Origin of the sequence: Kitasatospora sp. NPDC091276 (assembly GCF_040684355.1) — a bacterium.
Taxonomy (GTDB): Bacteria; Actinomycetota; Actinomycetes; order Streptomycetales; family Streptomycetaceae; genus Kitasatospora.
In genome coordinates this window covers 149,140-164,213 of record NZ_JBFBFU010000004.1, presented here as the reverse complement: position 1 = coordinate 164,213, position 15,074 = coordinate 149,140, and the positions used below count along the sequence as shown (strand labels likewise).

The 15,074-nt window shown below is 72.3% G+C and carries 15 protein-coding genes and 6 tRNA genes; 9 read left to right on the top strand and 12 right to left on the bottom strand.

Translation table 11 applies throughout. The features are described 5' to 3' along the window. Nucleotides 1-4: 4 nt before the first annotated feature. Nucleotides 5-412, bottom strand: a complete 408-nt coding sequence (locus tag AB0O19_RS06695) for a DUF393 domain-containing protein (RefSeq protein ID WP_363618232.1) — start codon at nt 410-412, stop codon at nt 5-7. Nucleotides 413-618: 206 nt separating this feature from the next. Here AB0O19_RS06695 and AB0O19_RS06690 point away from each other — a divergent pair, with 206 nt between their 5' ends. Beyond that, complete coding sequence (locus tag AB0O19_RS06690) at nt 619-2,259, top strand: hypothetical protein (RefSeq protein ID WP_363583054.1); 1,641 nt, start codon at nt 619-621, stop codon at nt 2,257-2,259. 69 nt (nt 2,260-2,328) lie between these two features. Here AB0O19_RS06690 and AB0O19_RS06685 read toward each other — a convergent pair whose 3' ends face one another. The 4 genes from AB0O19_RS06685 to AB0O19_RS06670 form a co-directional block, all read right to left on the bottom strand. Then, on the bottom strand, nt 2,329-2,889 hold the full coding sequence (locus tag AB0O19_RS06685; RefSeq protein ID WP_363583052.1) for an HIT domain-containing protein: 561 nt from the start codon (nt 2,887-2,889) through the stop codon (nt 2,329-2,331). Between the two features lie 78 nt (nt 2,890-2,967). After that, complete coding sequence (thrS, locus tag AB0O19_RS06680; RefSeq protein WP_363583050.1) at nt 2,968-4,947, bottom strand: threonine--tRNA ligase; 1,980 nt, start codon at nt 4,945-4,947, stop codon at nt 2,968-2,970. 87 nt (nt 4,948-5,034) lie between these two features. Beyond that, the gene (locus AB0O19_RS06675; protein ID WP_363618230.1) at nt 5,035-6,234 is read right to left on the bottom strand and encodes a hypothetical protein; all 1,200 of its coding nucleotides are present in this window, start codon (nt 6,232-6,234) and stop codon (nt 5,035-5,037) included. 44 nt (nt 6,235-6,278) lie between these two features. Next, on the bottom strand, nt 6,279-6,833 hold the full coding sequence (locus AB0O19_RS06670) for a DUF4365 domain-containing protein (RefSeq protein ID WP_363583046.1): 555 nt from the start codon (nt 6,831-6,833) through the stop codon (nt 6,279-6,281). Between the two features lie 151 nt (nt 6,834-6,984). Between AB0O19_RS06670 and AB0O19_RS06665 the strand changes: the two genes are divergently transcribed. Then, nucleotides 6,985-7,752, top strand: coding sequence for a 3'-5' exonuclease (locus AB0O19_RS06665; protein WP_363618228.1), 768 nt, complete (start codon nt 6,985-6,987; stop codon nt 7,750-7,752). Nucleotides 7,753-7,829: 77 nt separating this feature from the next. On the opposite strand, the gene AB0O19_RS06660 is transcribed toward AB0O19_RS06665, so the two are convergent. From AB0O19_RS06660 to AB0O19_RS06650, 3 genes are all read right to left on the bottom strand, one after another. Then, a tRNA-Val gene (locus tag AB0O19_RS06660) sits at nt 7,830-7,901 on the bottom strand. A 210-nt stretch (nt 7,902-8,111) separates the two neighbouring features. Then, nucleotides 8,112-8,183, bottom strand: a tRNA-Val gene (locus AB0O19_RS06655). A 77-nt stretch (nt 8,184-8,260) separates the two neighbouring features. Continuing rightward, on the bottom strand, nt 8,261-8,698 hold the full coding sequence (locus AB0O19_RS06650; protein ID WP_363618226.1) for a TIGR02611 family protein: 438 nt from the start codon (nt 8,696-8,698) through the stop codon (nt 8,261-8,263). 195 nt (nt 8,699-8,893) lie between these two features. Between AB0O19_RS06650 and AB0O19_RS06645 the strand changes: the two genes are divergently transcribed. Both AB0O19_RS06645 and AB0O19_RS06640 read left to right on the top strand, forming a co-directional pair. After that, nucleotides 8,894-9,307 (top strand): SsgA family sporulation/cell division regulator, encoded by a 414-nt coding sequence (locus AB0O19_RS06645; RefSeq protein ID WP_030056266.1) that lies wholly within the window; start codon nt 8,894-8,896, stop codon nt 9,305-9,307. A gap of 403 nt (nt 9,308-9,710) precedes the next feature. Continuing rightward, nucleotides 9,711-10,280, top strand: coding sequence for a CGNR zinc finger domain-containing protein (locus AB0O19_RS06640; protein ID WP_063346822.1), 570 nt, complete (start codon nt 9,711-9,713; stop codon nt 10,278-10,280). Between the two features lie 43 nt (nt 10,281-10,323). Here AB0O19_RS06640 and AB0O19_RS06635 read toward each other — a convergent pair whose 3' ends face one another. After that, nucleotides 10,324-10,788: a hypothetical protein gene (locus AB0O19_RS06635; RefSeq protein WP_363618224.1), complete on the bottom strand. Its 465-nt coding sequence runs from the start codon at nt 10,786-10,788 to the stop codon at nt 10,324-10,326. Between the two features lie 110 nt (nt 10,789-10,898). Here AB0O19_RS06635 and AB0O19_RS06630 point away from each other — a divergent pair, with 110 nt between their 5' ends. Then, nucleotides 10,899-11,399, top strand: a complete 501-nt coding sequence (locus AB0O19_RS06630) for a DsbA family protein (RefSeq protein WP_363583038.1) — start codon at nt 10,899-10,901, stop codon at nt 11,397-11,399. A gap of 12 nt (nt 11,400-11,411) precedes the next feature. On the opposite strand, the gene AB0O19_RS06625 is transcribed toward AB0O19_RS06630, so the two are convergent. From AB0O19_RS06625 to AB0O19_RS06615, 3 genes are read right to left on the bottom strand one after another with little or no spacing between them, the layout of a single operon-like run. Next, entirely contained in the window at nt 11,412-12,254 is an 843-nt protein-coding gene (locus tag AB0O19_RS06625; protein ID WP_363618222.1) for a GNAT family N-acetyltransferase, read from the bottom strand. 55 nt (nt 12,255-12,309) lie between these two features. Then, nucleotides 12,310-13,140 (bottom strand): aminotransferase class IV, encoded by an 831-nt coding sequence (locus AB0O19_RS06620; protein WP_363618220.1) that lies wholly within the window; start codon nt 13,138-13,140, stop codon nt 12,310-12,312. 38 nt (nt 13,141-13,178) lie between these two features. Continuing rightward, nucleotides 13,179-14,240, bottom strand: coding sequence for a chorismate-binding protein (locus AB0O19_RS06615; protein WP_363618218.1), 1,062 nt, complete (start codon nt 14,238-14,240; stop codon nt 13,179-13,181). Between the two features lie 321 nt (nt 14,241-14,561). Between AB0O19_RS06615 and AB0O19_RS06610 the strand changes: the two genes are divergently transcribed. The 4 genes from AB0O19_RS06610 to AB0O19_RS06595 all read left to right on the top strand — a co-directional run bounded on the left by AB0O19_RS06610 (nt 14,562) and on the right by AB0O19_RS06595 (nt 14,968). Then, nucleotides 14,562-14,634 (top strand) — tRNA-Gly (locus AB0O19_RS06610). Between the two features lie 40 nt (nt 14,635-14,674). After that, a tRNA-Cys gene (locus tag AB0O19_RS06605) sits at nt 14,675-14,745 on the top strand. 38 nt (nt 14,746-14,783) lie between these two features. Further along, nucleotides 14,784-14,855: transfer RNA gene (locus AB0O19_RS06600), tRNA-Val, on the top strand. A gap of 41 nt (nt 14,856-14,896) precedes the next feature. Continuing rightward, nucleotides 14,897-14,968: transfer RNA gene (locus tag AB0O19_RS06595), tRNA-Val, on the top strand. Nucleotides 14,969-15,074 lie beyond the last annotated feature (106 nt).

Here is a 15,074-nt window from a genome sequence, read left to right as displayed (position 1 = left end):
CGCCCTACCGCCGCGGCAGCGCGCACGCCGCCGTACCCCCCGGCATCCGGTGCCGGTTGCGCGCCACCCAGCGGTACGCCAGGCCCGCCACCGGCCGCACCGGCGCCGACGCCAGCACCGCCCCCAGGTACGCCCACGCCCCGCCCGAACGCATCAGCAGCCGCGCCACCGCCTGCGCACCCCCGTACACCCGGCCCGTCGGCGTCACCCACAGCACCTCGCGCTCCGCCCGCTCCGCGGTCACCTCGCCCAGCCCGCCCGCGCGCGCGTCCAGCGCCGCCAGGTCCTCGAACTGGAACGGCACCGCGTCCCAGCCCCCCGAGGCCAGCGTCTGCCGCAGATAGCGCTCCGCCCACCGCACGCAGGACGAACAGAACGAACAGTCCCCGTCGAACACCAACACCGGATCCATCGCCCGGGCTCCCTTCCTGGCCGTCACGGCCATCCTGCACCACCCCGACGACCGCCGCCGACCGGGTATCGACCAGCCCGAAGCTGGGCATCATGCCTCTCAAGCCCAGGCGCGGCCCGATCGCGACGGCACTTCAGACGATCATGCGCGCGGCGACACCGCGGCACGATAACCTGCCGCTGACAAGGGGAGGAGGGGACGCCACCGTGACCACACTCGACATGACTCCGGGTGCGCAGATACCCCGCACCGACGCCGGGCCGCAAACCGGAGTCACCCCGGCGCTCTCCTCGGTCGCGTACCGCGACGGCAAGATCGAGGACTTCGTCGGCAAGGTCACCGCCGCGACCCACAAGAAGCCCCGCTTCAAGCTCTTCGAGGCGAACCTCGGCGAGGCGTTCAGCGCCGCCGTCATCTCCCGCACCGTCGGTGCCGGGCGCAAGCCGATCGTGCCCTCGTTCGGCACCGACACCCGCCAGATCGTCGAACACTGCCTGGCCGCACAGGAGTTGCGGGCCGCGCGGGACCGCAAGCTCACCGTGGTCACCGTGCTCTTCGGCCTGCTCGCCCTGCCCGGCACCCTGATCTGGATCGGTGCGTTCTACCTGCGCATCTACCTCATGAAGGGCAAGGCCCTCCAGGACGAGCTCTACGGCGCCCTCGCGCTCCTGGCCGCAGCCGTGGTCTCCGTCCTGTTCCTCGTCAAGCCCCCCGCCCACGGCCCGCTCGGCGTCTACCTGCGCGTCGCCATGATCCCGCCCATCATCGGCGGGATCCTCGCCCGGCGCATCGTGCTGCGCTCCACCAAGGAGCTCCGCGAGCGCTGGCTCGCCCTCGCCGAGGGCAGCTCCGTCGCCGCCACCGTCTCCAAGGCCGTCCCCCGCGACGACCTCGACAAGAAGGCCGTCGACCTGCGCGACAAGCTCGCCCGCATGGAGGCCGAGCAGGAGACCAACGTCCAGCACTACGCCGGCCCCAAGGGCATCCTCGGCGTCGGCAAGCGCTGGGGCGAATGGCGCCTGGTCGACGTGATGCGCCCCGCCGCGGGCCACTCCGACTTCCGCGCCTTCCACCCCTGGGACCTCGTCCGGAAGATCTCCTCGCACCTCAAGGGGCTCGCCGTCAGCGAGGTCGCCAACAGCGGGATGACCAACATCACGGTCAAGCAGTGGGCGGTCCTCGAAATCGGCGAGAACGCCGACGAGATCTCCCGCCCCGGCAACGCCGACATGGACGGCGACCGGATGCGCGACTTCGCCCTCCAGACCATCGCCGACAAGCAGACCTTCGCCGGCGGCGGCCCCCGGCACTACCTCGCCACCCAGTTCATCACCTTCGACGGCAAGCTGATCATCACCTTCACCGTCACCGTCACCCTGCTCGCCAACACCCTCACCGTCACCGTCGCCGGCTACGCGCTCGGCCCGGTCAACGGCGTCTTCTCCGACAAGCCCTCGGCCAAGGAGAAGACCGTCCAGAAGACCGGCAAGTTCTGGGAGGAGCGCACCGTCAAGCTCCCCCTGATCGACAACGACGAGGTGGTCCGCCAGGCCCTGCGCGCGCCGCTCACCCGCGCCCCCGGGCTGCTCTCCTGGCTCGGCGGCGGCCTGGGCCTGCCCGAGCCGTTCGGCTTCCGGCACGCCTGGGCGAGCCCGCCGTGGGGCAGCCGGTTCATGACCGACAACGCGCTCAACGCCTCCGTCCCGGTCCTCGGCGCCGTGCACGCCGCCACCCTGGAGTTCCTGGAGGAGCACGACCTGGACACCGACCGCTTCAAGAACCGCGCCTCGATCATCAAGTCCGAGGCCCAGGGCACCCGCCCGTACAAGGTCGACCAGTTCGAGTGACCACGGCCCGCGCACGCCGGAGGGGCCCGCCACCGACTCAGCGGTGACGGGCCCCTCCGGCGTTCCCGATCAGTCCTGCGGCCAGGCCTCGGCCAGCATCTTCCGGGTGTCCGCCAGCAGTTGCGGCAGCACCTTGGTGTGGCCGACCACCGGCATGAAGTTGGTGTCCCCGCCCCAGCGCGGCACCACGTGCTGGTGCAGGTGCGCCGCGATCCCGGCACCGGCCGCCGCGCCCTGGTTCATCCCGATGTTGAACCCGTGCGCCCCCGAGGCCGCCCGCAGCGCCGTCATCGCCCGCTTGGTGAAGTCGGCCAGCTCGGCCGTCTCCGCCTCGTCCAGGTCGGTGTAGTCCGCGACGTGCCGGTACGGGACCACCATCAAGTGGCCGCCGTTGTACGGGTACAGGTTCAGCACCGCGAACACGGCGCCGCCCCGGGCGATGACCAGCCCGTCCTCGTCGCTCAGCGCGGGGATCGAGCAGAACGGACAACCGTCGTCCGGAGCCGGACCGGTGGGCTTGTTCTCACCCTGGATGTAGGCCATCCGATGGGGGGTCCACAGGCGGCGGAAGCCGTCCGGCTCCCCGACGCCCCGCTGCAGTTCCGGCTCAGTCGTCATGCTGATCAGCATATTCGCCCAACGCTGCTTGCAAAGCCGCGCGGGGCGGACTCATCGAGAGCCCGCCCCGCGCGTGGTGGTCCGAAGGCGTCACACCTGGACGCGGTTCCTCACCGCGTCCACGATCTCGGCGACGGCGTCCGCCACCGGCACGCCGTTCTTCTGCTCGCCGTTGCGGTACCGGAAGGACACCGCGCCCGCCTCGACGTCGTCGTTGCCGGCGATCAGCATGTACGGAACCTTGCTCTTCTGAGCGTTCCTGATCTTCTTCTGCATGCGGTCGTCCGAGGTGTCCACCTCGACCCGGATCCCGTGCTTCTTCAGCCCGGCCGCGACCTCCAGCAGGTACGGCACGTGCTCGTCGGTGATCGGGATGCCCGTCACGGTGACCGGGGCCAACCACGGCGGCATGGCGCCGGCGTAGTGCTCCAGCAGCACCGCGAAGAACCGCTCGATGCTGCCGAACAGCGCGCGGTGGATCATGACCGGCCGCTGGCGCGAGCCGTCCGCCGCCGTGTACTCGAGATCGAAACGCTCGGGGAGGTTGAAGTCGAGCTGGATCGTCGACATCTGCCAGGTCCGGCCGATCGCGTCGCGCGCCTGGACCGAGATCTTCGGGCCGTAGAAGGCCGCGCCGCCCGGGTCCGGCACCAGCGGCAGCCCCTGCTTCTCGGCCACGCTGGCGAGGACGGCGGTGGCCTCCTCCCAGGTCTCGTCCGAGCCGACGTACTTGACCGGGTCCTTGGTCGACAGCTCCAGGTAGAAGTCGGTCAGACCGTAGTCGCGGAGCAGGTTGAGCACGAAGGTCAGCGTCGAGTCGAGCTCCTCCGCCATCTGCTCGCGGGTGCAGTAGATGTGCGCGTCGTCCTGCGTGAAGCCGCGGGCGCGGGTCAGGCCGTGCACCACACCGGACTTCTCGTAGCGGTACACCGTCCCGAACTCGAAGAGGCGCAGCGGCAGTTCACGGTACGAGCGGCCGCGCGCGTCGAAGATCAGGTTGTGCATCGGGCAGTTCATCGGCTTGAGGTAGTAGTCCACGCCCTCGTCGAGCTGCATGGGCGGGTACATACCGTCCGCGTACCAGTCGAGGTGGCCGCTCTTCTCGAAGAGCTTCCCCTTGGTGGCGTGCGGGGTGTAGACGAACTCGTAGCCCTCCTCCTCGTGCCGCTTGCGCGAGTAGTCCTCCATCGCCCGGCGGATGATGCCGCCCTTGGGGTGGAAGACGGCGAGGCCGGAGCCGATCTCCTCGGGGATGGAGAAGAGGTCGAGCTCGTTGCCGAGCTTGCGGTGGTCGCGCTTCTCGGCCTCGACCAGGAAGTCGAGGTGGGCCTTGAGCTCGTCCTTGGTGGGCCAGGCGGTCCCGTAGATGCGCTGCAGCATCGGGTTCTTCTCGCTGCCGCGCCAGTAGGCGGCCGCGTTGCGCATCAGCTTGAACGCCGGGATGTACCGGGTGCTGGGCAGGTGCGGGCCGCGGCAGAGGTCGCCCCAGCACTGCTCGCCGGTCTTGGCGTCCAGGTTGTCGTAGATGGTGAGCTCGCCGGCGCCGACCTCGACGTCGGCGCCCTCGCCGGCGGTGGCGGCGGAGCCCTTGAGGCCGATCAGCTCCAGCTTGTACGGCTCGGCGGCCAGCTCCTCGCGGGCGGACTCGTCGGTGACCACGCGGCGGGAGAACTTCTGCCCGCGCTTGATGATCTCCTGCATCCGCTTCTCGATGGCCTTGAGGTCATCGGGGTGGAAGGGCTTCTCGACGTCGAAGTCGTAGTAGAAGCCGTCCTTGACCGGCGGGCCGATGCCGAGCTTGGCCTCGGGGTAGAGCTGCTGCACGGCCTGCGCCATGACGTGCGCGGTGGAGTGGCGCAGGATGTCCAGGCCGTCCTTGCTGCCGATCGCGACCGGCTCGACCTCGTCGCCGTCCTGGACGGCGTACGCGAGGTCCTTGAGCTGGCCGCCGACGCGGGCGGCGATGATCGAGCGGTCGTCGGCGAAGAGCTCGGCGGCCGTAGTGCCCGTGGTCACCACGCGCTCTTCCCGATCGGGTTCGCGGTTGATGATTACCCGGACGTCCGTCACCGGTCTCTCCTGACGTGCTGGATTCAGAGGACGCAACACTGCGCTGCGCGTGACGATGGTACCGAGCGCGCCGACCCGGCCGCGCACCTACGCCCCCTCTCCCCCTTCCCCGAGGCCTCCGTCGAGCTCTTCGCCGAGTTCCTCGCCGAGTCCCTCCCCGAGGGACTTCAGCAGCCGCTCGCGGTCGGCGTCCTCCCAGCCGCACAGTTCCAGCCCCTGCGGCCGGGTGAGCCGGCGGAAGCCGCCGCGGCTCTCCAGCCGGCCGGCGACCCGGACCGGCAGGCCCGCGAGGTGGGCCTCGGCGGCGAGCCGGTAGTCGGGGTCGGGCAGGCGGAGCTTGAGTTCGCGGACTTCGGCGCCGCCGAGGACGCGCAGCCGCACCGCGCCCGGTCCGGCCGGGTCGGCGCGCTTGAGCCGGACGACCACGCCGACGACGGTGACGGCGACGGCGGGCTCGATCCGTTCGAGCAGTTCGGCGGCCTCGGTCAGGGCGGGCAGGTCGCCGGGCGAGAAGTCGAGGACGACCCGGCGGTCCCCGAAGCCGCCCGGGGTCCCCGCGGCGGCGGACCAGGCGACGGTCAACCGGGCCGCCGTCGCGCCGCGGACCAGGTCCTCCACGGACTGGACGAGTTCCCGGCTGACTCCGGCCTGGACGGCGTTCTCGAAGGCCTCGGGCCCCCCGCTGACCCGGCGGTAGTCGACGGCGTCGCGCAGTGCCTCCAGGGCGCGGACCAGGGTGGTGACGGCGGCCCGGCCCTCGGGCGCGGGGGTGTAGGCGGTGAGGGCGGCGCCCTGCTCGACGACCAGGACTCGGTCCAGGAAGTCCCCGGCGTGCGCGTCCAGCCGGGCGCCGAAGTAGGCGGCCGTGGCCCGGCCGGCCTTGGCCCCGGCGGCGAGCATCGCGCGGGCCGCCCGCTGGAGCCGCTCGGCGTCGTCCCAGGTGGCGGCCTCGGCGGGACCGGCCGGCTCCCGGTGCCAACGCAGTTCGTCGCCGGGGACGGCCAGTGCGAGCAGGATGGCTCGGGCGGACGGGGTGGAGGAGCGGGACAGCGCGGTGACGGCGTCGGCGAGGAGGTCGACGGCGTCGTCGAAGCCGCCACCGGCGGGGACGAGGACGCTGGTGCCGGACTCGTCGTCGGGCGGCGTCCAGCGGCCGTAGCGGGCGGCGGGGCCGCCTCGCCGGACCCAGCCGTGCCGGGCGAGCAGGGTGGCGAGCACCGCCGGGTCGACGGCGGCGGGGTCGGGCAGGGCCTGGACCGGCTCGCCGGGTGCGTGCGGCGGTGTCATGGGTGCTGCTCCTCGCTGCCGGGGGCCGGGACCGGGGCGGGCGGTCACGGGCTGCCACCCGCGCCGACCCGGGCCATGATGTCGCAGAGCGCGCGGTCGTCGAAGACCTTGCCGGTGGGGACCCGCACGTTGGTGCGCCGCTGTCCGGTGACCGGGTGGCCGGCCAGGTTGACCCAGTAACAGCAGTGCCGCAGTTCCAGCGCGTCCGGGCGGGCGTGCAGCCAGCGGTCGACCCGCCGCGGCAGCAGCATCACGACCAGGATGCGCGGCACGGCGACCCTCGCCCGGGCGAGCTTGCGCAGGTGGTCGTTGTCGAGGGTGAAGCTGAAGAACGGCCCGGTCGGATCGGCCGCGATCTGCTGGGTGGCCTTCAGCTGGATCTTGATGGTGACCTCGTCGTCCACCTCGTGCGCCCGGGAGCCGTGGCTGACCTGCCAGTCGATCCCGTTGTCCGGGAACGGCTGGGAGAGCGAGCAGCCGGCCGCGGCGGCGACCGCGTGCAGGTAGCCGACCTGCAGCGTCTCCATGCAGGCGGTGACCGCCAGGTTCCCCCGTAGAACGGCCGCCGCCTCCTCGGGCTGCGGCTGCGTCAGTGCCATCGCCCCGTGGCCTCCCCCTGCTCCGGGCCCGTCCGGATCGGAACGGCGGGCCCACGGGCAGGATCCCCGGTCGGGCTTGCGCCAAACGGTTGAACGGGTGTCAGAACCGGGTATCAACCGGGCGCGCGGAACGCTCGCCTGAGGGGCAGTCATGCAGCAGCACTGGTACACCGGCCCACTCGCCTCCTTCGACACCGAGACCACCGGCGTGGACGTCGAGACCGATCGGATCGTCTCGGCCGCCCTGGTCGTCCAACTCGCCCCGGGTCGGCCGGTGCAGACCACCACCTGGCTCGCCGATCCGGGCGTCCCGATCCCGGACGGCGCCCGGGCGGTGCACGGCATCACCGACGAGCACGCCCGGACGCACGGCCGCCCGGTCGGCGCGGTGGTGGCGGAGGTCACCCGCGCGCTGGCGGACCAGGCGCGGGCCGGGCGCCCGGTGGTGGTGATGAACGCGCCGTACGACCTGACGCTGCTGGACCGGGAACTGCGCCGCCATCACGGGCTGACGCTGACCGGCGGGGTGGGCACGGCCGGGCTGGTGGTGCTGGATCCGCGGGTGCTGGACAAGCACGTGGACCGCTACCGCAAGGGCCGTCGGACGCTGACCGACCTGTGCGCGCACTACGGCGTGGAGCTGGCCGGGGCGCACGACGCGGCGGCGGACGCGACGGCGGCGCTGGCGCTGACCCGGCGGATAGGCGCCCGCTACCCGGCGGCGCTGGGCGAACTGACGGCGGCGGAGCTGCACCTGCGGCAGGCGGTCTGGCACGCGGCGCAGGCGCGGGGGCTGCAGAACTGGTTCGACCGGTCGGGGACGCCGGAGCGGGTGGACCCCTCCTGGCCGCTGCGACCGGCCCGGTGCGGCTGCGGCCGCCGGCTGGAGCCCGAACACGGCTGCGAGGCGGCGGCGTAGCGCGGCCGGCGGGCGCCGGCCCCGAACGCGCCGCAGGCCCTGACCGGTTTCCTGGTCAGGGCCTGCGTACTGTCCGGTGGGCGATACTGGGATCGAACCAGTGACCCCTTCGGTGTGAACGAAGTGCTCTCCCGCTGAGCTAATCGCCCGGGCAACGAGAAGAACTGTAGCACCATTTGGCGGTCGTCGTACAACTCGTCCCTTCCGGGTACTGCTGGCGCATCCGCAGAACTCGCGCTCCACGCGGAAGATGACTGAGCCTCAGCCGCATTCCGGATGGTTCTTCGGATGGATTCCGGAAATACACGTGAGGCCCAGCCGATAATCGGCTGGGCCTCACGTATCACAATGCATTCCGGTGGGCGATACTGGGATCGAACCAGTGACCCCTTCGGTGTGAACGAAGTGCTCTCCCGCTGAGCTAATCGCCCGGGTGCAGGGAAAACATTACCGCATCCCGGAGGGTGGTCCGAACACCCTGGTCACGGCAGCCCCGGCCCCGGGCCGCTCAGCTCTCGCCCGCCGTCCAGGGGACGTCCAGGCCGTAGCGGGCGAAGTACCAGCCGCCGATCCCGACGACCGCGGCGAGGCCGATGGCGGTGACGGTGAGGTTGCGGCGGCGCACCCGCGGGTCCAGGGCGCGGTGGGCGGCCTCGGCGACCTTGCGGCGGCTCCACCGCAGCACCAGCCGGGCCCAGTCGAACTCGGTGGCCCAGACCCCCATGCCCAGGAAGATCACCACCCAGCCGGGGCCGGGCAGCGGCAGCATGATCACGCCGAGGACGACCACGGCGAGGCCGGCCAGGAAGATCGCCACCTGCCAGGTGAGGTGCAGCGGCCGCGAGCGGCGGACGAACGCCGGGGCGCGGGAGCCGGCCGCGTCATCCGCCGTGACCGGTTCACCCGATCCCGTGTTCTTGGCCGTCTTGTCGTTTCGCACAGTCATGCCAGGAAACTAACCAAGAAGCGGCCCGGTAATGCCCGACCGGGCCACTCCGGGATGATTCCGCAATGCGCCGTAAGGGGTACGACTCGCGCCCGAATCGGGACAGAGGGGTTTACATCGGGCTTGGGGGTGGGATGGTCCGTTCGCCGACGTGCGATTCCCCGAGCGCACACTGAGCGAAAGGCCATGGCGCTTATGAACACCACGGTCAGCTGCGAGCTGCACCTGCGCCTCATCGTGTCCAGCGAGTCCTCACTGCCCGTCCCCGCGGGCCTGCGCTACGACACCGCCGACCCCTACGCCGTGCACGCCACGTTCCACACGGGCGCCGACGAGACCGTGGAGTGGGTGTTCGCCCGAGATCTCCTCGCGGAGGGGCTGCACCGACCGACCGGTACCGGCGACGTCCGGGTCTGGCCGTCCCGCAGCCACGGGCAAGGGGTGGTCTGCATCGCGCTGAGCTCTCCGGAAGGAGAAGCCCTGCTCGAAGCCCCGGCCCGGGCGCTTGAGTCATTTCTCAAGCGGACGGACGCCGCGGTGCCCCCCGGCACCGAACACCGTCACTTCGACCTCGACCGGGAGCTGTCCCACATCCTCGCCGAAAGCTGATCCCGCCCGGAGGCGGTCACGCCCCGCCATCGGCGGGGTGGTACCTCCTGCCGTCACCGCTGCCGTCCTACTCGGGGGCACGGCAGCAACTCAGCCGCGCGCGACGCGGCCTCGGGGCCGGTGGACGGCCCGATCCCACCGGATCGGGTCCGCGACACCGCAGGCGCCCGGCAACGAGGCCGGCCATCCATACGGGTGGCCGGCCTCGCTGCCGGGCGCCGTCGGCATTTCGGGGGGTCCTTCGCGGGACCGGCCGCCCGGACGCCGTCCGCTTCACGGCACTCTGACGGAATCCGTACACGCCTTCGAAAGAACCCGCCGCCCTTCCGCCGCACGGCCCGGTATGGTCTGGGGTAACCGTGGACGCGGGGTTCCGGAGTCCCCTGCGCGAGGAGTCCCCAACGTGCTGATCACCCATGACACCGAGTGCGCGCTGAGCATCCTCGTCGAGCTGCTCAACACCGCGCCCGAGGTGTGCGGCACCGAGCGGCTGCCGGACGTGGCCGCGCTGGACGCCTTCGTGGTCGGCCAGGAGATCAGCGAGATCGACTCGCTCACCGAGAACGACCTGCGCAAGGTGCACGAGCTGCGCACCCGGCTGCGCGAGGTGTTCGGGACGGAGTCCACCGCCGAGGCCGCCGAACTGGTCAACCGGATCGTCGCGGCCGCCGGTACGACGCCGCGGCTGACCAACCACGACCACCACGACTGGCACATCCACTACTTCGCGCCGCACGCCGCGCTCGGCGACCACCTCGCCGCCGAGCTGGGCATGGCGCTGGCCTTCATCCTGATGGCGGGCGAGCGGGAGCGGTTGCGCCGGTGCGAGGCGCCGGACTGTGCCCGGGTCTTCGTGGACCTCTCCCGCAACCGCTCCCGGCGTTACTGCGACAGCCGCACCTGCGGCAACCGGCTGCACGTCGCCGCCTACCGGGCACGGCAGCGCTCGGCGGAGGCCGTGCCCTCCGCCTGACGCCGACCCCCGCGGGGGTTCGGATGCCGCGTTCGGATGCCGCTCAGATGCCGCGCTTGCGGAGGATCTCCTCGATGTCGGAGAAGTCGCCGAGGCCGTCGTCCCGCTTGCCCGCCGCGGGCTTGCCCGTCGCCGGCTTCTTCGGCGGGGTGGCCGCCACCGCCGGGCGCTCGGGCGCGGCACCGGCGGCCGCCGGGCGGTCCGGGGCGGCGTCCACGGCGCCCCGGCGGCCCACCCAGCGGGTCGTCACCAGCAGGAGCGCGGAGAGGCCGAGCAGCACGATGCCGGTCCAGACCCGGGGGTCGAACACCAGCCTCGTCGCCCAGTCGGCGAACTCGCTGCCGATCGTCCGGGCCACCGGGAACAGGCCGGTCAGGTAGAGCCCGGCGGGCACCAGGGCCACCGCGAACCAGCGGGTCGCGGACAGGAACCGCCGCCGGTAGGCCCGCAGGCCGGCCACGGCCACCCCGCCCGCCGTGAGCGCGAAGCTGATCGCCGCCGTCAGCACGGCAGTACTCCTTCGCTTCCGGTCGTCCTGGTCATCACTGCCTCCCTGTCGGCCTTCGCAGGGGCGCACCGTCGGCCGGAGCGGGCGCCCACTAGTGAAACACTGGGGGAATGATCGATGGTTCCCTCCCCCGGCTCGAGTTCTGGTGCGACCTCCAGTGTCCGGACTGCCGCACCGCGCTGGACGACGTACGGGCGCTGCGCGCGCGGTACGGCGACGCGCTGCCCGTCGAGGTCCGCCACTTCCCGCTGGAGAAGCACAAGCACGCCTACGCGGCCGCGGAGGCCGCCGAGGAGGCGTTCGCGCAGGGGCTGGGCTGGCCGTTCGTGGAGGCGCTGCTGGCCCGGGTCGAGGAGTTGGACGCCCGCGGGCAGCAGGTGCTGCTGGAGGTGGCCCGGGCGGTCGGGGTGGACGTCGAGGAGGTCGACACCGCGCTGATCGACGGCCGGCACATGCTCACCGTGGACGCCGACCAGGCCGAGGGCCGGGCGATCGGGGTCACCGGCACGCCGACGTACGTGATCGGCGGGCAGCGGCTGGACGGCGGGCAGAGCCAGGACGGCCTGCGGGACCGCATCGTGGCCGCCATCGAGGCGGCGGCGGCTTCCTGACGCCATGTCGGGTCACAGCGGCTTTCCGTAGATGCGGTTGGTGACCCGGTAGCCGAGCGAGGCGTAGAGGCGGATCGCGACCTCGTTCCCGGCGAACACGTTGAGGCCGAGGTCGCGCACGCCGGCGGCCAGGCACTCGCGCTCGGCGAGCAGCATCAGCGTGCGGCCGTGTCCCCGGCCCCGGTGGGCCGGGGACACCTCGACGGTCATCACCCAGGCGAGCGGCCCGCCGTTCGGCAGGTCACGCCGGTGGAAGTCCACCCAGAGCGAGCCGAGCGGCTCGGCTTCACCGTCCGCGCGCAGGCGGCGCAGGGCGACGCCGGGGCTGTCGGCGCCCTGCGGGAGCTGGCGCCGGTGGTCCAGGTGGGACCTGGCGCGGGCCTGCTCCTCGCTGAGTCCGGACTCCACGAGCGAGCGGAGGTAACCCCGCGCGGCCCGGTCGAGCCAGTCCTGGAACTCCGGGGGCTCGATCCGGTCGGCGGTGATGCCGGCGGGCAGGGCGGGGGCGGTGGTCAGCCGCTTGGCCAGGTTCCGCATCCGCTCGGTGTAGCCGAGGGTGGTGGCGAGCCCCCGGGCGATCCGCGACGTCTCGGGGATGTTGGCGTCCACCCGGGTGCAGTCCCAGTTGCGCAGCACCTCCTCCGCGGCCAGCGCGCCGAACGTGCCGCGGCCCCGACCGCGGCCTTCTCTGACCTCCAACTCCGATATCTCGCCCCAGAGTTGACTGCCGTGCGGGATGGCGGTGGTGCGCAGCGCGCCGACCTGGCGGCCGTTGGCGCAGATCTGCCAGCGCCTGGTGCGGCCGCCGGCGTCGGTGGGTGTCTCCGGGCCCTCGGGGCGCAGCGTCGTGGTCATGTGGTGGTCCCTTCCCCGCGCCCGGGCCCCTATGCCCTGGTTGCCGCTTCGGGGATCACGGGTCGAGGTCGTCGCCGCTGCGTTCGGCGAAGACGGCCATGGCCTTGGCGGTGACGGCGCCGATGCCGGGCAGCTCGCGGTCGTCCACCCGGGTCACGGCCTGGACGTCACGGGTGGTGGAGGTCAGGAAGACCTCGTCGGCGTCCCGGAGGGCGCTGAGCGGCAGGTCGGCCTCCTCGGCGCCGCACCAGTCGATGACCAGCTGACGGGTGATGCCGGCCAGGCAGCCGGAGCCGAGGGTGGGGGTGAGCAGGCGGCCGCCGAGGACGACGAAGACGTTGGAGCCGGTGCCCTCGCAGAGCAGGCCGGCGGTGTTGGCGAGCAGGGCCTCCGAGGCGCCGGCGCGGTGGGCGGCGGCCAGGGCGACGACGTTCTCGGCGTACGAGGTGGTCTTGAGGCCCGCGACGGCGCTGTGCTCGTTGCGGCGCCACGGGACGACGGCGGCGGCGGTCTCGTCGGGGCGGCGGTTGATCGCGCCGAGGGCGACGACGAGGGTGGGGCCTGCGGTGCCGCGCTCGGAGCCGAGCGGTGAGGTGCCGCCGGTGTAGGTCACCCGCAGGCGGCCGAGCGGGGCCGGGTTGGCGGCGAGGACCTGGGCGCAGGCCTCGCGGACCAGGTCGTGGTCCGGGTCGGGCAGGCCGAGGCCGCGGGCGGAGCGGGTGAGCCGGTCGAGGTGCCGGGTGACCGCGAAGGCCCGGCCGTCGGTGGCCTTCATGGTCTCGAACACCCCGTCGCCGGTGGTGAGTCCGTGGTCGAGGACCGAGACGGCGGCGTCGGCGGAGTCGACGAGCGCCCCGTTGACCCAGCTCGTGGTCGGGTTCTGCATCGAGGGCTGCTCCTAGGACGAGGTGGGGGCGGGGCGGTTCATGCGCCCGTCGGGTCGGTGTCGCTGCCCGACGCTATCGCGACCAGGCGGGCGGCCTTCAGTTCGGTTTCCGCCCACTCGCGGTCGGGGTCGGAGCCCCAGGTGATGCCGGCGCCGGTGCCGAAGCGCAGCACGGGCGCCTCGGGGTCGGTCCGGTCGAGCCAGAAGGTGCGGATGCCGACGGCGAGTTCGCCCTCGCCGCGGTCGGCGTCGACCCAGCCGACGGCGCCGCAGTACGGGCCGCGCGGGGCCGTCTCCAGGGCGTCGATGATCCGCAGGGCGCTGGACTTGGGGGCGCCGGTGACGGAGCCGGGCGGGAAGGTGGCGGCGAGCAGCTCGGGCCAGCCGGCGCCCTCGCGCAGGGTGCCCTCGACGGTGGACACCAGGTGGACCAGGCCGGGGTGCTTCTCGACGGCGCACAGGTCGGGGACGGTGACGCTGCCGGTCGCGCAGACCTGCCCGAGGTCGTTGCGGACCAGGTCCACGATCATCACGTTCTCGGCGTGGTCCTTGTCGAGGAGGTCGTCCTCGGTGCGGCCGGTGCCCTTGATCGGGCCGGAGGAGACGGTGCGGCCGGCGCGGCGCAGGTACAGCTCGGGCGAGGCGGTGGCGATCTCGACGCCGTGCCCGGGCAGGCGGATGGTGCCGGCGTAGGGGGCGGGGTTGCCGTGGGCGAGGAGGCCGGTGAGGGCGTCGACGTCGCTGCGGGCCGGGTCGGGCAGCGGTGCGGACAGCACGCGGCAGAGGTTCGCCTGGTAGACCTCGCCGGCGGCTATGTGTTCACGGATGCGTCGTACGCCCGCGGTGTAGGCGGAGCGGTCCAGGGAGCTGTGCCAGTCGCCGGCCCCCGGTCCGCGCCAGCCGGCGCCCGAGGGCGGCGCGGGGGCGGGGCGGACGTCGTCGAAGCGGGCGCAGGTCAGCCGGCCCTCGAAGTCGTAGGCGACGGCCCAGTAGCCGGTGGAGTCCAGGGCGGCCGGGTCCGAGGTGACGTCGCGCAGCCCGGTGGCCAGGCGGCCGCCGAAGCGGGCGAGCGGGGTGCTGGGTTCGGTGGGGCCGGACACGGTTCTCCTGCGCGGTGGTGCTGGGCGGCGGTGCCTGAAGTGTAGGTCGGGGGTGCGGGCCCGGCGCGGGGGTGTGACGCGGGGGCGTGAGCACTGCTCGGCATCGCGCGGGTGTGCGCCGGGTGGCCTGCGGATGATCGTCCGGAAGCGCCGCAGGTGGCGGCCGGTGGCCGGGCCGAGGGATCGGCGGGGAGGCACTCGGCGGGCATCCCATCGGCACGCTGCGGGAACGGATTTTTAGCTGGCCCGGGAATCCGCTAGAGTTCAACACGTCGCCAGGGAGCGCAGCCGAAGAAAAGCGGTGAAGGTCCCGGGAGACAGGCGGACGTGGCTCAGTTGGTAGAGCATCACCTTGCCAAGGTGAGGGTCGCGAGTTCGAATCTCGTCGTCCGCTCGATGGAGAACAGTGTAAGATCGTTCTTCGTGTGTTGCCTGGTGGAGTGGCCGAGAGGCGAGGCAACGGCCTGCAAAGCCGTGTACACGGGTTCAAATCCCGTCTCCACCTCCGAGAGGTTCGACCGGTTCCGACCGGAAGACCTCCCCGCGCGATTAGCTCAGCGGGAGAGCACTACCTTGACACGGTAGGGGTCACTGGTTCAATCCCAGTATCGCGCACGTCGGATCCTTCGGGGTCTGCTGCAGGACCGCCACACCAGGCGCGATTAGCTCAGCGGGAGAGCACTACCTTGACACGGTAGGGGTCACTGGTTCAATCCCAGTATCGCGCACGTCGGGCCCTTCGGGGTCTGCTGCAGGACCGCCACACCAGGCGCGATTAGCTCAGCGGGAGAGCACTACCTTGACACGGTAGGGGTCACTGGTTCAATCCCAGTA

Bases quoted from the DNA above. Each gene is read 5' to 3' on its own strand.
- AB0O19_RS06625 (WP_363618222.1), bottom strand. From the start codon at position 12,254: ATGACCACGACGCTGCGCCCCGAGGGCCCGGAGACACCCACCGACGCC.
- AB0O19_RS06665 (WP_363618228.1), top strand. From the start codon at position 6,985: ATGCAGCAGCACTGGTACACCGGCCCACTCGCCTCCTTCGACACCGAG.
- AB0O19_RS06670 (WP_363583046.1), bottom strand. From the start codon at position 6,833: ATGGCACTGACGCAGCCGCAGCCCGAGGAGGCGGCGGCCGTTCTACGG.
- AB0O19_RS06650 (WP_363618226.1), bottom strand. From the start codon at position 8,698: ATGACTGTGCGAAACGACAAGACGGCCAAGAACACGGGATCGGGTGAA.
- AB0O19_RS06685 (WP_363583052.1), bottom strand. From the start codon at position 2,889: ATGCTGATCAGCATGACGACTGAGCCGGAACTGCAGCGGGGCGTCGGG.
- AB0O19_RS06620 (WP_363618220.1), bottom strand. From the start codon at position 13,140: ATGCAGAACCCGACCACGAGCTGGGTCAACGGGGCGCTCGTCGACTCC.
- AB0O19_RS06645 (WP_030056266.1), top strand. From the start codon at position 8,894: ATGAACACCACGGTCAGCTGCGAGCTGCACCTGCGCCTCATCGTGTCC.
- AB0O19_RS06695 (WP_363618232.1), bottom strand. From the start codon at position 412: ATGGATCCGGTGTTGGTGTTCGACGGGGACTGTTCGTTCTGTTCGTCC.
- AB0O19_RS06675 (WP_363618230.1), bottom strand. From the start codon at position 6,234: ATGACACCGCCGCACGCACCCGGCGAGCCGGTCCAGGCCCTGCCCGAC.
- AB0O19_RS06630 (WP_363583038.1), top strand. From the start codon at position 10,899: ATGATCGATGGTTCCCTCCCCCGGCTCGAGTTCTGGTGCGACCTCCAG.